This window comes from Paraglaciecola sp. G1-13 (genome assembly GCF_055809255.1).
The window spans coordinates 3,071,558-3,086,670 of the sequence record NZ_CM147903.1; the positions used below are offsets into that span (position 1 = coordinate 3,071,558).

Consider the following 15,113-nt stretch of genomic DNA (forward strand, 5'->3'; position numbering starts at 1 on the left):
ATGAAAAGAATTCAACTGGCCGCTATCCCGCTAATCAGCGCAACTTTGTTTGCCTGTGGTGTGAATAGCGATAACTTCTCTACGTCCAGTGCAGATAACGACTTTAGCCTTGCATATCAGAACATTACAGATGCAACGCTCAAAGCGCACACCAAAACCTTAGCCTCTGATGAATTTGAAGGACGCTCACCCACCTCAAAAGGTGAGAAAGTCACTCTTGATTATCTAGTCAGCAATTTTAAGCAGATGGGCTATCAACCGGGTAACGGCGACAGCTATTTACAAGCGGTTAATCTATTAGAAATGACAGCCTCACCAGACATGACCATGACCATAGGTGACAACCAATTCGCCTATAAAGAAGGCATGATTGCCTCAACAAAACGCGAGCAACAGCAAGTCAGGGTGACTGACTCGGACGTCGTATTTGTTGGCTTTGGCGTTAACGCCCCAGAATACGATTGGAATGACTACGAGGGCCTTGATGTTAAAGGCAAAACAGTGGTTATTCTGGTCAACGACCCAGGCTTTGAGCGCCCTGACAGCGGAAAATTTCAAGGGAAAACCATGACCTATTATGGGCGCTGGACTTACAAATACGAAGAAGCGAGCCGTCAAGGTGCAACCGCAGCAATCATAGTGCATGAAACAGCCCCTGCATCTTATGGCTGGTCTGTGGTGGCAAATAGTTGGAGCGGTCCGCAATATAGCTTGGTCAGCGAAAATGGCAATGCAGATCGTGTTGCAGTGGAAGGTTGGTTGTCGAATGATGCGGCAAAACAGGTTTTCTCGGCTGCCGGATTAGATTTTGCCAAAGAAAAAGCCAAGGCCTTAAAAGGCCCCTACCACACTAGCCTAAAACAAAAAGCCTCAGTGACGGTAAACAGCACAATGAAAAAGTCGGTTAGCTATAATGTAATGGCAACCCTACCCGGCTCAGAAACACCTGACGAGCATGTCATTTACAGTGCCCACTGGGATCACTTAGGCAAAGACGAGAGCAAAGAAGGCGATAATATATACAATGGTGCCCACGACAACGCCACCGGTACAGCAAGCGCCCTTGCCATAGCAAAAGCGTATAAAGCGCTGGGCTCTGCTCCAAAACGTTCTGTTGATTTTCTTATCGTCACCGCTGAAGAGCAAGGCTTACTGGGCTCACAGTACTACGCAGAACACCCAATTATTCCGCTAAACAAAACAGTCGCGAATATCAATATGGACGCCATGAACGTACTAGGGCGAACGAAAGATGTTTCAGTTGTTGGCATGGGCAAGTCAGAACTAGAAACTTACTTGGCCAAAGCCGCGGCACGTCAAGACCGGACATTAACCCAAGAATCACGCCCTGAGGCCGGCTCATATTATCGTTCAGATCATTTCAGCTTCGCCAAACAAGGGGTGCCTGCTTTGTATGCGAAAGGGGGAAATATCCCTATCGATGCACAAACCGCACAGTACAAGAAGCGCACTAAAGTATTGATTACAGGCTGTTATCACCAAGTTTGCGATCAATTCCGTGAAAACTGGGATTTTTCAGGTGTACGTGAAGATGCCCAACTGTTGTTCGAGGTAGGATACGATATAGCCCAATCGGCAGATTGGCCTAAGTGGAATGCCAGCAGTGAGTTTCAGCGTAAGTAATTTTCTGCTGCTGAATTGTCCCGTCAAAACCGGTTGGTGAGTTTTCCAACCAACCGGTCATTTGCCTTTTAACTGACGAAATTATGTTTGATTAATGCTAATAAACAGCCGTTAATCTAACTAATAGCCAACAAGTGTAAAAAAATTACAGTTTCCCCTTGCTTTTTTTTCTCATGCTGGCAAATTCAAGGGCGCAAGAAAGTAATAATAAATACTATAACCAGCACTTTCCCCGCACGCATGTTTGGTTTTCAATGAAACCAAGCGAATCAGCTATATGAGTTAGTAACAAATAACCAAGAGAGAAGCCTTTTTATGTGTGGTATTTTCGGCATTCTGGACATCAAAACTGATGTATCAGAACTTAGAACGCAAGCATTAGAACTTTCCAAATTACTGCGCCATCGCGGTCCTGACTGGTCAGGTGTATGGAATAATGATAATGCCATTTTGTGTCACGAGCGCTTAGCGATCGTTGACGTTGACAAAGGCGCGCAACCACTTATCAGCCGAAATAATAATAATGTACTTGCCGTTAATGGTGAGATATACAACCACAAGGCTCTTGAGCAAAACCTCGCTCAACCATATGATTTTAGAACAAAATCTGACTGTGAAGTTATTCTTCCGTTATATGAACAGCAAGGGGTTGAGTTTATCGACCAACTGCAAGGTATGTTCGCATTCGTCTTGTACGATCAAGCACAAGATGCCTACCTTATCGCTCGTGACCACATGGGCATTATTCCTTTGTACACAGGGTTTGACGAGCACGGTAACTTCTACGTGGCCTCTGAAATGAAGTCTCTAGTACCTGTTTGTAAGACGGTACAAGAATTCCCTCCAGGACATTATCTTTGGAGTAAATCAGGCGAGCTGAAAAAATACTATCAGCGCGACTGGATGAGCTATGAAAATATTAAAGACAACACCACTGATTTAAACGATTTGAAAGTGGCATTTGAAAAGTCAGTCAAATCTCATTTGATGTCTGATGTGCCTTACGGTGTGTTACTTTCAGGCGGTTTAGATTCATCATTAGTATCTGCTATTGCGGCCAAATACGTGGCAAAGCGGGTTGAAGATAATGACGAGTCTGATGCTTGGTGGCCGCGTTTACACTCTTTTGCTGTGGGTCTTGAAGGCGCGCCAGATTTAATCGCTGCGCAAAAAGTAGCGGATATGATTGGCACAGTGCATCACGAAGTACATTTCACCGTGCAAGAAGGCCTAGATGCTATTCGTGACGTGATTTACCACCTTGAAACTTACGATGTCACAACTATTCGTGCCGCCACACCCATGTACCTAATGAGCCGTAAAATCAAGGCTATGGGGATTAAAATGGTGTTGTCTGGTGAAGGCGCGGATGAAATTTTTGGTGGCTATTTGTATTTCCACAAAGCACCAAACGCCAAAGAATTCCATGAAGAAACCGTGCGTAAACTTGAGCGTTTACATATGTTTGATTGCGCTCGTGCAAATAAATCTACCTCAGCTTGGGGCGTAGAAGCTCGCGTACCATTCCTTGATAAAGAATTCTTGGATGTCGCCATGCGCTTAAACCCACAAGACAAAATGTGTCTTGACGGCAAAATGGAAAAATGGATTTTACGTAAAGCGTTTGATAACGGTGAGTACTTGCCTGCTGAAGTGCTATGGCGTCAAAAAGAGCAGTTCAGTGATGGCGTAGGCTATTCATGGATTGACTCGATTAAAGAAAAAGTTGAGCAAGACATCACTGATCAACAACTCGCAACTGCTGCGTTCCGTTTTCCTATCAATACACCAGATACGAAAGAAGGATACTACTTCCGTACAGTGTTTGAGTCTTTCTTCCCGCAAGAAAGTGCCGCAAACTGTGTACCAGGTGGTAAGTCAATCGCCTGCAGTACCGTTGAAGCACTCGAATGGGATGCAAGCTTTAAAGGCAATGCTGACCCTTCGGGACGAGCTATGCGAGATGTGCACAACCAAGCTAACTAGTTGAGTGGTTCAATACGATTAGCAAACTAATAAAAACCGCTTCGGCGGTTTTTTTGTGCCTGTTAATCGGCGAATCGTGTACCTGCGAGTGTTAATGGAAGTCGGAAAAAGTCTAATAAATATCAAAAACAGTCATAAAAAAGGAGCTTACGCCCCTTATTCACTGATTTACAAAATGAACTAATATCTATTAGAAAGTCACTATTTCTTCATCAATCAAGTGGCCTACAACTGGGCTTTCTTGGGCATCAACAAAGGCCTTATCAATTGCTTTTGAACGACCACTTGTCACCTTACGGTAATTCGGATGAGTATAAATATAAGTCTGCTTTGACTTCAGAGCTTCCAGCACGCGCTGTGCAAGTACGCCAGCGGGTATGCCCGACTCTACCGCCAAAGTCGCAGCATTAGCGCCAGCTTGTAATTTCTTCTTATCTTGACGATCTGCGGGGGCAACCGCGTATTTTTCTTGTCGATTACGATGAGATTCGTGAATGCGAGTTTTTACAAATGCAGGGCACAACGCCGACACGTGAATATTATGCGGTGCAAGCTCTACTGCCCAGCTTTCTGTCATAGACACCACGGCCGCTTTTGAGGCGCAGTACGCTCCGGCATAAGGCATCCCCAACATGCCGGCCATAGAGGCTACATTAACGACCCATCCCCCTTCACCATGCTCTTTTATGGCAGGTACACACGCCTGCGCACCGTACAGAACGCCCATGACATTAACATCCATTACCCAGCGCCACGTTTCGTGTTCAGTATCTTCGATCTTACCGGGGATACCGCCCACACCAGCATTATTAATCACCATATGCACATTGCCATAGGTATCTTTCGCCCGAGCGACCACGTCTTCCCATTGCTTATAATCTGTCACGTCTAATTCACAGGCCAGCACATTGACGCCCTTGTCTAGCAGTGACTGTCTAGATACCGCCAACGCCTGAATATCAATGTCGCCCATAACAATATTCATGCCCTGTTTGCCTAAGGCTTCGGCTAAAGCGAGACCTATCCCACCAGCAGCACCTGAGATGATGGCTGTTTTACCTGTAAATTCATTCGACATTGCTATTCCTCGTTCAATGGTGCCTAGCCGGTTCAAGCAATACCCGTCTGGCATGAAAACCAGCCCGCGTGATTTTCTCTATATATTAGAGTAAATCTGCTTGAAAGATTTATATACTTTATTTGCCTAATTCATCTGACTTCATCAGATGAATAGAAAATCCACATAGCAAGATGCCCCTGTCATTCCCCAATGCCTCAGAATATCTGATTTACCACTTGAATACTGAACACCTCCCCCAACATTTACTGGTAGCAAAAATATCGGGGCCGCTGCATTAGCTGCTTTGCGCTTTTATCGTTTAGTAATGCTACTGCTTCAATCTAGTTAGGCAGCAGCGTTGGTTCACTAGCCGTCTTCAATATTCATAACCGGAGTAATAACTTTATGTCTCAGCCCAATACCTTTAACGCTTTGCTTGTTGAAGAGCAAAATGACAAGTCGTTCAGCAAGAATATCGTGCAGCGAAGCATCAGTGATTTACCAGACAATGACGTGCTTATTGAAGTGCACTACTCATCACTTAATTATAAAGATGCTATGTCCGCCAGCGGCAATAAACGCATCAGCCAGCACTTTCCTCACACACCAGGCATAGATGCCGCCGGCATCGTGATAAGCGACAAATCAGGCACGTTTAACGCTGGCGACGAGGTATTGGTGTTCGGGTATGACTTAGGAATGAATACCCCGGGCGGCCTTGGCCAAATAATATCTATTCCCGCTGATTGGGCCGTTGTCTGCCCTGACACCTTGTCGTTAAAAGAAGCCATGACCTATGGTACTGGCGGACTTACCGCGGCCCTTTGTATTCAAAAGCTTGAGCAAATGGGCGCCAAGCCCAGTGATGGTCCCGTGGCAATAACGGGCGCCACCGGCGGCGTAGGCACAATTAGCATCGCGCTACTCAAGCAATTGGGTTATGAAGTGGTAGCGTTTTCAGGCAAACCTGAGCAGTCAGATAAGTTAAAAGCACTCGGTGCCAGTGATGTCCTGCTCCGAGACAGTCTTTTAGAGGTTAAAGACGCCCTTGCAGGCAAGCCTAAGTGGGCACACGCCATTGATACCTTAGGGGGCGATTACTTAACAGGGTTGTTAAAACAGCTTAAGCCTGGCGGCGGTGTGGCTTCAGTTGGTTTAGCAGCCTCTGCGGACATTGCCATGAGTGTTATTCCTTTTATCACTCGTGGTATATCCCTACTGGGTGTGGACTCTGTGTATATTCCCTTAAAAGACAAGAAGCACATTTGGCAGCGGGTCGCGACCGACATGAAGCTACCTAATTTAGACCGCTATCAACAAGAAATCACCTTGAGCCAAACTCCCGAATATTTGGATAGATTTCTACAAGGCAAAGTGGTTGGCCGTTATGTGGTCAATGTAAAAGAGGCATAGAAGAATAAAATTACAGCAGTTGAGCCTGGTTTGGTCCCAACTATCGGATTGCGCCAGCGCTATATCTAACGCAGAAAGGCCACAGTGAAGTATTCACCGTGGCCTCTTTCACTGCCTATTTTTATAGGTTACTGCGAGTAAAAGTAATCCAAGAGACCCTGCTCTACATTCGCTACTTTTCAGATCCAGACGCGAGATCATCAAATTGATACCACAACTCTTTTCGTTCAAGAGGCGTCACAGAAGGTAAAAAGCTATTTTCTAATTCAAATACATGCCTAGAGGACATCTTCGCCCTATTTAACTTATCCTGAAATGTGCGCACAAAAAGCGCTTCAAATGAGCCATCGGCAATGGCTTTCTCTAACCCTTTTTCTAATAAATTAGCCAGCGGTCTGCTCTTTTTATTAACGAAAAAGTACATCGCCTCTGGATATCGAATCGCGATTTCTTTCTCTACCATCAAATCAGCATTGTATGCAGGATTATCAATTTCATCCCATATCTCAACAACTGAGCGCGGGAAAAAATCCCCTTGTGCACGGCGCAATAAATTAAACAAGTTGCCATAAGAATTATCAGCAGTAACGTTGAATCCATTAGCTTGCAGCACCTTAGTATCAGGCCAGTCACGTCCTTGCACCGGGATAAGCTTTATCAGGTGCTCTAGTTTTTGAACATATTGAAAGCGCGCTGGCATATCGTCACGTATCAGCAACAAACGCCAACCAATTAATCCTTTGTAAATGGGGATGCGGATTGGTAGCAGTTGTTGCTCTCGCTGTTTGTCCGTGACACTCCAAACAACATTAACATCACGGCTGTCCATTAAGCGTTTAAGCGCTTTATTCTGCAGCATGATCCGCTCTGATGGCATAAGGGAATACTGCACTCCTGTTTTCTCAAGCGCTAGCGAAAGAAGCTTCACCGGGTAATTAGAACGCTTGTCTGATTCAGACATCGGTTTAGGATAAGTGATGCGCCATGTCGCCCCTTGTACTGCAAAAGACAGCAACAGGCTGAGCAGGATAATGAGTTTAGCCACTAACTTCGCTCTCACTATCATTTGAGAAAAAGCTGAAAATGGACTTTCGATCATCATCCACCACAGCCACAATAATTTTCAAGGAGCCGTCTTTTACTTGCTGCAAGGTATAAGAGGTAGCACAGGTAAAAATAACTTGTTTGTCTTTATCTAAAAACTGCCAGCGCATTTTCAAAAAATGTAGCGAGTCAGACAAGCGGATCGCCTGAGTCAAATTCGGTTTATGGTATACAATTTCAGCTGCTTGTAATCGTTTCACCAGCACGTGGCAAGATTTTGCTAAATCTTCACCATGAATAAACACACGTTTGTCATGATCATTCATCACCACCGTTGGTAATAAGCAAAAATCAATTAAACGCTCCTCATCTCGACGATCCAGCGCGTGGGCATAGTCTTGTAAAAATTTTATTGCATCACGTTGCATATAAAAAACCTTTGTTATTCAATTCCAATGAATTTGTGAGTTTGTAGAGATAGCCGCCAATTGCGGGCGATACAGGTTTTAATGCACAGTTCGGTTGCTCTTTTTTGCTGGCTTATAGGCTGCAAGTATATTAAAGGTTTTGGGTTGTCAGAGCCCACTAGCAGCGTCAATACATGTTCTAATTCCTCAATGTGTTTTTCCATGGCGACGGGATGTTTTATCTCGTTCGCTCGGTGCATTGCACTTTTTAACACATCACGTTTACCTGGCATATTAACTTTGGGTGACACAGTCACCCATGTGTCAGGATGGGTCAAAATTTCGTAGGTTCCGCTGGTTTCAATTTGTACACTAAAACCATTTTCAATCAAAACACTGGAAAGATTGGTTAAATCATACATACAAGGTTCGCCACCAGTAAGAATAATATTACTAGCTGTATATTCATGCTGTTTAAATAAGGCCAACAATTGCTCGGGCGTATGTTCAAACCATTGGGCGGTATCTTCATTTTGCGCCATGACAACGGGCGCCGCTACTTTTAAGTTTTGGTCTATTTCCCACGTGTGTTTTGTATCGCACCAAGGGCAGCCAACAGGGCAGCCCTGAAGACGAATAAAAATAGAAGGCACTCCAGTATGAGCGCCTTCACCTTGCAGAGATTCAAAAACCTCATTTATCTTGTATGTATTCAACAGCTTTCCTGTGGTTTTACTAAGGGTTATCTGGGATTTATCGACCGGATAGCTTAACATTAGCATCTTGAAACAGTCGATTATAGAGAAGCAGAACAAATGGTACAAAAGGTGGTGGTAATTTTTTCAGGAGGCATGGATTCATTTACCGTGCTAAATATGGCTGTCAAAGAGGGCTATGAAGTGCATGCCCTGTCTTTCAACTACGGACAGCGCCATAGCAAAGAATTAGATTACGCCAGCCGAGCTTGTAAAACCCTAGGCGTGGCGCATAAAATTATTGATATATCCGCAATCAATGAGCTCATTGGTGGCTCGTCACTTACCTCTGATGTGGATATTCCAGAAGGGCATTATGCCGAAGAAAGCATGAAGTCGACCGTGGTCCCTAATCGCAATATGATTTTATTATCCATGGCTGTAGGTTACGCCGTTTCGCTGGATGCAAATAAAGTGTACTACGGAGCGCATTCAGGCGATCACGACATTTACCCTGATTGCCGCCCTGAGTTTGTTGAACGCATGAATGACGTCTGTGCAATTGCCAATTATGAAAAAGTGGAAATCGTGTCTCCCTTTTTGTACCAAAGTAAAATAGATATTTTAACCGCAGGGTTAAACATGGGACTGGATTATAACCTGACATGGACGTGTTATAACGGCCGAGAAAAAGCCTGTGGAAAATGTGGTGCCTGCCAAGAACGCTTAGAGGCCTTTGACAAAAATAACGCGCAAGACCCATTAGAATACGAATAAATGCCGATATGGGTATGGGCGGCACTACTCAATATAAAGCATTCACGTTATTCAAAGCCCAATCAATTCACTTGGTAATTCGTCAGTCTTGCACAAACAACATTCGCTGCAAGACTGCGTATTCAATCACGTAAAAGCTCAATAAGAACGGACTACGCGCATTAATAAAGTTTACTTTTCGGTTTGCTGAATAAAATAAGCCACTTCTTTTATCAGATGGCGCAGAACAGGATTCAAACGCGTATTTTTACCGTTCATCATGAACAACTCGTGATTGAACTCAAACTGACGGTTTTTGATCGACACCAATCCTAAGTCTTTGCCCTGATGTTCAACCATATAATCAGGCAGCAACCCCATGTATTCACCCGTCATGATTGCTGATAAGCAACCATCGTACGAGTCTGAAAAGGTTTGAATAGACAAGCGTCGCTCACCGTCAATGTAGTTTCCAGAGGATAATCCAGAAATACCAATAGCAGGGTAATCATCGATACGCACCGTATCAGGTAAGCCGTCTTCGTACTTTGCCAACGGATGCGTAGGCGCGCAATATAGTCGCCCGCGACATTTCACATCTATGGGATGAAATGTGACCGACTCAGGCTTGACCATATCATAAGTTGACAGCACTAAATGACATTCGCCAGACAACGCCACATGCTCAACTTCGTTGTATAAACGCGTTTGAATATTAACGTGTATATCGTTGAATTTTTTCATGGTGCTTTTGACTGCTTTACTCACCGCAAGATGATAATTGAGCGGCAAGCCAGCCATCATCACTAAAGTAATATGCCCTGAGTAATCGTCGTGCAAGCTTTTTAAGTTGAATACAAAATTATCGAATGAGTTGAAGATACGTTTGGTTTCTTGAAAGACAACCTCACCTTCCTTACTCATCTGGAAACCACCGCGTCCGCGATGACACAACACAAGATCGAGGCGATCTTCTAACTTCTTGATAGCAGCACTGATGTTCGGGCGCTGCATACGCAATACAGACTCGGCCGCCGTGAAGCCATTACACGAAGCAACGGCGTAAAACACACGTAAAAGTTTTATATCAGACTCTTGCAGTCGATTAATCATGGTTAGCACCACTTATAGGTATAGTTATTGATACTTAAGAACATAATAGGCAAGGCGAAATGTGATTACAATGTAAATATCATGAAAACGAGGCGAACCTTCGCGAAAAACCACAAAAGTTCGACTAACGTTCAAAAGCGAGCATTTTATTTACCAAAATTTTGGCAATGGGCAGTTCTTATTGTCAGCGGAAAAGGAAACGCCTTACCTATGACATGTCCACAAGCTTCTTGCGCAGAGTTTCCACTTCATCTCTAAGAGAAGCCGCTTGTTCAAATTCCAAATCTTTCGCCATTTGAAACATTTTCTTTTCAAGCTCAGCAATATTTTTCATCAGCTCAGGGGCACTCATGCCGTTATATTTCTTGCCGGACTCAGCCACTTTACGCAACATGACTTTCCCTTGGCCAGAGCTCTCCCCAACATCCATGATATCTGTGATGGGTTTATTTAGCTGGGTAGGCACAATATTGTGTTTCTTATTGTGTTCCCGCTGTTTTTCGCGACGTCGATCGGTTTCATCCATCGCGCGCTGCATAGAGCCGGTTATCCGATCGGCATATAAAATAGCGCGGCCATTAATGTGCCTAGCCGCTCTACCTATGGTTTGAATAAGTGAGCGATCGGAACGTAAAAAGCCTTCTTTATCTGCATCGAGTATGGCGACCAACGACACCTCTGGCATATCTAACCCCTCTCGCAATAGGTTAATCCCCACCAATACATCAAACTTACCTAGGCGTAAATCACGTATGATCTCGATCCGCTCAACTGTATCGATGTCTGAGTGAAGATAACGTGCTTTCACGTTGTGCTCGTCTAGATACTCACTTAAATCCTCTGACATTCGCTTCGTCAGCGTGGTCACGAGGACCCGTTCATTAAGGGCTACGCACTTTTCGATTTCCGACAGTAAATCATCGACTTGAGTGCCCACTGGGCGGATTTCAATTTCAGGATCGATCAATCCCGTCGGTCGCACGACCTGTTCGACAATGTCGTCTGGGGTTTTAGCTAGCTCATATTTGCCTGGTGTGGCTGAGACGTAAATAGTTTGTGGGGCAATTTGTTCAAATTCATCGAATTTCAGCGGGCGGTTATCCAGTGCTGAGGGCAGTCTAAATCCGTATTCCACTAGCGTTTCTTTACGAGAGCGATCGCCTTTGTACATTGCGCCAATTTGCGACACGGTAACGTGAGACTCGTCGATAAACATCAAACCATCAGCCGGAAAATAATCAATTAAGGTAGGCGGTGGATCGCCCGGCGTACGACCAGACAAATAACGAGAGTAATTCTCGATGCCGGAGCAATACCCCAGCTCTTGCATCATTTCCATATCAAACTGGCATCGCTGGCTAATACGCTGCTCTTCAATCAACTTATTGACAGACAAAAGTTGTGCTTTTCGCTCTTTCAGCTCATCTTTTATGTGCTCTACAGCATCGAGAATTTTTTCTCTGGGTGTAACATAATGGGTTTTAGGGAAGATGGTTGCTCTGGCAACAGTTTTCTCCACTGCCCCCGTCAACGGGTCGAAAATACTGATCCGTTCGACTTCTTCATCAAATAATTCCACCCGCACAGCTTCCCGCTCGGAGTCAGCAGGAAATATATCAATGACATCACCGCGCACACGAAAAGTGCCGCGCTCGAATGCTACGTCATTGCGGCTATATTGAATTTCAGCCAAGCGGCGCAAAATATCGCGCTGATTCATGATATCGCCTTGGCGAAAATGCAACAGCATCTTCATGTATGAATCAGGGTCGCCCAAGCCGTAAATAGCAGACACGCTAGAAACAATGACCACGTCTCTGCGTTCCATCAATGCTTTTGTTGCCGACAAACGCATCTGCTCAATATGCGCATTTACCGAGGCATCTTTTTCAATAAAGGTATCACTCGATGGTACGTAGGCTTCAGGTTGATAGTAATCATAATAAGAAACAAAATACTCTACTGCATTATTCGGGAAAAACTCCTTCATCTCACCGTACAGTTGGGCTGCCAAGGTCTTATTATGTGCAAGAATTAAGGTCGGTCTCTGCACTTCATTAATCACATTAGCCATAGTAAATGTTTTACCAGAGCCGGTTACACCTAACAGTGTTTGAGCAGCCAGTCCACTTTCCAGCCCATCGACCAACGCCTGAATGGCTTTAGGTTGGTCCCCTGCCGGTGAATAATTAGACGTAAGTTGAAAGGCACGTGCCATGAATACTCCTTGAAAAAGGGAAAAGAACGATTAAGTTATGCATCAATGCGCTTAGCAAGCGAACGACAGAACCACAAATAGGCGATCGTGGCCGTTATTATGTTGGCTAAAATGCCAGCCCAAAACATACCTTTTAAATCGAATAGGTAACTCCCTAAATAAGATATGGGTACAAAAAAAACAAACAAGCGTAAAACACTCATAATTAAAGCCGACATAGGTAGATGCATCGCATTAAATGACGAGTTGGTTAAAATCACAATGCCTTGTACACCGTATCCCAATGGAACGATCATCAAATAAGTTTGAATTAGCTCAATGACTTCAGGCTCAGATGAAAACGCACTGGCGATAACACCAGATAAAAAATAAAACAGAACGAAAACCAATAACTGCCAAAGAATTACAAACCGCACACAAAGTTGGTAAGCCTTTGAGACTCGAGAAAGATTATTTGCTCCGTAATTTTGACTGATAAAGGGCGGTAATGACATGGATAAAGCCAGAATAACGATACTGGCAATAGACTCTAGTCTGCCACCTACCCCCCATGCAGCGACGGCGCCTGGACCGTATCCTGCGACCACAGCAGTTAGGATCCCCCCAGCCACCGGCGTTAACATATTTGCACCGGCTGCAGGCAATCCAATTTTTAAAATGCCGCTGATGGCCTGCTTTAACTCTGGGATAGTAAGTAAGCGAGATAGTATGAGCCGGCGCTTATAAGCGAGTAAATAAAGAATGTATACTAGCCCTAACGCCCAAGCGATTAATGTAGCAAGGGCTGCCCCCTGCATCCCCATGGCGGGAATAGGCCCCCAGCCAAATATCAGAATAGGATCTAAAATAACGTTAACTAGCCCACCGCCCGCCATAACATAACTGGGTGTTTTGGTATCTCCTGATGCCCGCAGGATACTATTGCCCACCATAGGCATTGCCAAAAACACACCTGCAGCGTACCAAACCACCATATATTGATGGATATACTCCAGAAGATTTTCACTGGCACCAAGCAAGGTAAAAATGGGGTCAATGGTAAACACCCCAATTAACGCTAGTACAGTTGCCAATACAAAAGCCAGCATTAATGCACCTGTACCAGACAGCTGTGCTTCACTATGACTATTACTTCCTAGGAACCTAGCAATAACCGCTGACGTCCCTATGCCAAGACCTATATGTAAGCTGATGAGCGTAAAAGTGACAGGAAAAGTAAAACTGATCGCTGCGAGCTCGTCGGTTCCCAACAACCCAATAAAAAAGGTATCAACCAATCCGAAAGACATCATCATAATCATGCCCACAAGCATAGGGACTGTCATACTTTGAAGAGTTTTACCTATGGGGTTATTTAACAGATCACGGCTGCCTGAAGACTCAGATTTTTGACTCACTCTAGGGGTTCCTTTGTTAACAAGCCGGTTATACTAAGCTAACGCATTTCATATGACTAACGAAAAGCTGTATCAAAATACGAGCAGGCCCACTGTCGCGGAAAAAGATAAGAAAATACGGTTATATGAATTAAATTCATTACCACACAAGCAAAACCCCTGAACTGTATGTGAAAAGTGACAATATTTGATCAACTGCTATGCACTTAGCACCAATTTGCAGATGAATTGATCATTAAGTTGCTACTTTTCCGGCAAAAACAGTAGGCATAAATCCAGTAATTTCAAGCACTATTTTTATAAAACTTTAGTTGCAATTAAAAACAACACACAAGCAAAAAAGCCCTGAGCGAAAATCATCCAAGCTAAGCTTAAAATGTCCAACAACAGGCTTAACACTATGATTTAAAAAGCAAAAAACAAAAAATCAAAAGATTTTAAGAATTCGTATTGACAACGAATTCACTAGGCTGGCGGGATGCATTGCGAATTCATGCACATAGTTATCCACAGATATAGTGGATAACTATCCCCGCCTCAACAAATCCGTGAACTTGAATGATAATTGCGCGATCCGTTTGTAAGTTGTCACTAACCTCTAGCAGTCTTACAATAGGTTACAGTTTTATTAAGCACTGATTATACATACAGTAATCACTGTAGTTTAAATAACTATTCGTTATATAGAAACCCGTTATTACTATTTGCGACTTCCCCCCTCGTCTCTTTGTATTGAGATCATAATAGTCAAAAGGTAAGTTCACCTTAGCGCCGTATCCCGACGGAGCAATATCCAAGGAAATGTTTTCTTTTTGGGTTTAATAATATGAATTCATCTCTTAATATTTTGGAAACGTTCAACTCTTGTACGATTAACCCAACAGATTGTACGAATAAAAATCAATTGATAAATAAACCTGCAAAAAGCCTAAAAATAGTTGTAATCGGTGTTGACACAAGACGGGATGCTCATTAATATTCGCCCCCGTTGAAACGGCCTCCAAGGCAACACTCTACTAGAGTATTAACTCTATGAAAGTGAGTTTCGATGAGCGTTATACGATTCCCCCTTAGCTCAGTTGGTTAGAGCGACGGACTGTTAATCCGCAGGTCCCCCGTTCGAATCGGGGAGGGGGAGCCAACGTGATATAAGCAATTTTTTTATATTAGTTGGCTCATTACGTTTGATTCGAAGCGCATTATATTCCCTCTGGGTCTATAAGTTTGATATATGATTCCCCCTTAGCTCAGTTGGTTAGAGCGACGGACTGTTAATCCGCAGGTCCCCCGTTCGAATCGGGGAGGGGGAGCCAATCAGGCTCAATATCTACTTTATCCTCTTTCATTATATTCTCAAGTTACCTTCAAAAGTTTTTGCAT

11 protein-coding genes and 2 tRNA genes are annotated in these 15,113 nt (G+C 44.0%); 6 read left to right on the plus strand and 7 right to left on the minus strand.

What is annotated here, in order from left to right; genetic code table 11:
• Positions 1–1,644: a M28 family metallopeptidase gene (locus tag AC0L6N_RS12995; RefSeq protein WP_473475071.1), complete on the plus strand. Its 1,644-nt coding sequence runs from the start codon at positions 1–3 to the stop codon at positions 1,642–1,644.
• 315 nt (positions 1,645–1,959) lie between these two features.
• Positions 1,960–3,630 carry an asparagine synthase B gene (asnB, locus tag AC0L6N_RS13000; protein WP_011575717.1) on the plus strand — a complete coding sequence of 557 codons (1,671 nt, stop codon included), beginning with the start codon at positions 1,960–1,962 and terminating at the stop codon, positions 3,628–3,630.
• A gap of 190 nt (positions 3,631–3,820) precedes the next feature.
• On the opposite strand, the gene AC0L6N_RS13005 is transcribed toward asnB, so the two are convergent.
• Entirely contained in the window at positions 3,821–4,708 is an 888-nt protein-coding gene (locus AC0L6N_RS13005; RefSeq protein WP_473475073.1) for an SDR family NAD(P)-dependent oxidoreductase, read from the minus strand.
• A 387-nt stretch (positions 4,709–5,095) separates the two neighbouring features.
• Here AC0L6N_RS13005 and AC0L6N_RS13010 point away from each other — a divergent pair, with 387 nt between their 5' ends.
• A complete protein-coding gene (locus AC0L6N_RS13010; protein ID WP_473475075.1) occupies positions 5,096–6,103 on the plus strand; it encodes a YhdH/YhfP family quinone oxidoreductase in 1,008 nt (335 codons plus the stop codon).
• A 172-nt stretch (positions 6,104–6,275) separates the two neighbouring features.
• Here the strand turns inward: AC0L6N_RS13010 and AC0L6N_RS13015 are convergent, their stop codons facing one another.
• The 3 genes from AC0L6N_RS13015 to queE all read right to left on the minus strand — a co-directional run bounded on the left by AC0L6N_RS13015 (position 6,276) and on the right by queE (position 8,330).
• Positions 6,276–7,064 carry an amino acid ABC transporter substrate-binding protein gene (locus AC0L6N_RS13015; protein WP_473481329.1) on the minus strand — a complete coding sequence of 263 codons (789 nt, stop codon included), beginning with the start codon at positions 7,062–7,064 and terminating at the stop codon, positions 6,276–6,278.
• 76 nt (positions 7,065–7,140) lie between these two features.
• The gene (locus AC0L6N_RS13020) at positions 7,141–7,575 is read right to left on the minus strand and encodes a hypothetical protein (RefSeq protein ID WP_011575721.1); all 435 of its coding nucleotides are present in this window, start codon (positions 7,573–7,575) and stop codon (positions 7,141–7,143) included.
• Between the two features lie 14 nt (positions 7,576–7,589).
• The gene (gene queE, locus AC0L6N_RS13025; RefSeq protein ID WP_473475077.1) at positions 7,590–8,330 is read right to left on the minus strand and encodes a 7-carboxy-7-deazaguanine synthase QueE; all 741 of its coding nucleotides are present in this window, start codon (positions 8,328–8,330) and stop codon (positions 7,590–7,592) included.
• Between the two features lie 39 nt (positions 8,331–8,369).
• On the opposite strand from queE, the gene queC reads away from it, so the two are divergent.
• Positions 8,370–9,026 (plus strand): 7-cyano-7-deazaguanine synthase QueC, encoded by a 657-nt coding sequence (gene queC, locus AC0L6N_RS13030; protein WP_473475079.1) that lies wholly within the window; start codon positions 8,370–8,372, stop codon positions 9,024–9,026.
• Positions 9,027–9,197: 171 nt separating this feature from the next.
• Here queC and AC0L6N_RS13035 read toward each other — a convergent pair whose 3' ends face one another.
• From AC0L6N_RS13035 to AC0L6N_RS13045, 3 genes are all read right to left on the minus strand, one after another.
• Positions 9,198–10,118, minus strand: coding sequence for a LysR family transcriptional regulator (locus AC0L6N_RS13035; protein ID WP_473475081.1), 921 nt, complete (start codon positions 10,116–10,118; stop codon positions 9,198–9,200).
• A gap of 208 nt (positions 10,119–10,326) precedes the next feature.
• Complete coding sequence (gene uvrB / locus AC0L6N_RS13040; RefSeq protein ID WP_473475083.1) at positions 10,327–12,336, minus strand: excinuclease ABC subunit UvrB; 2,010 nt, start codon at positions 12,334–12,336, stop codon at positions 10,327–10,329.
• 35 nt (positions 12,337–12,371) lie between these two features.
• Positions 12,372–13,733 carry an MATE family efflux transporter gene (locus AC0L6N_RS13045; RefSeq protein ID WP_473475085.1) on the minus strand — a complete coding sequence of 454 codons (1,362 nt, stop codon included), beginning with the start codon at positions 13,731–13,733 and terminating at the stop codon, positions 12,372–12,374.
• Between the two features lie 1,064 nt (positions 13,734–14,797).
• Between AC0L6N_RS13045 and AC0L6N_RS13050 the strand changes: the two genes are divergently transcribed.
• Together AC0L6N_RS13050 and AC0L6N_RS13055 are read left to right on the plus strand one after the other, a co-directional pair.
• Positions 14,798–14,874 (plus strand) — tRNA-Asn (locus AC0L6N_RS13050).
• A gap of 95 nt (positions 14,875–14,969) precedes the next feature.
• Positions 14,970–15,046, plus strand: a tRNA-Asn gene (locus AC0L6N_RS13055).
• Positions 15,047–15,113 lie beyond the last annotated feature (67 nt).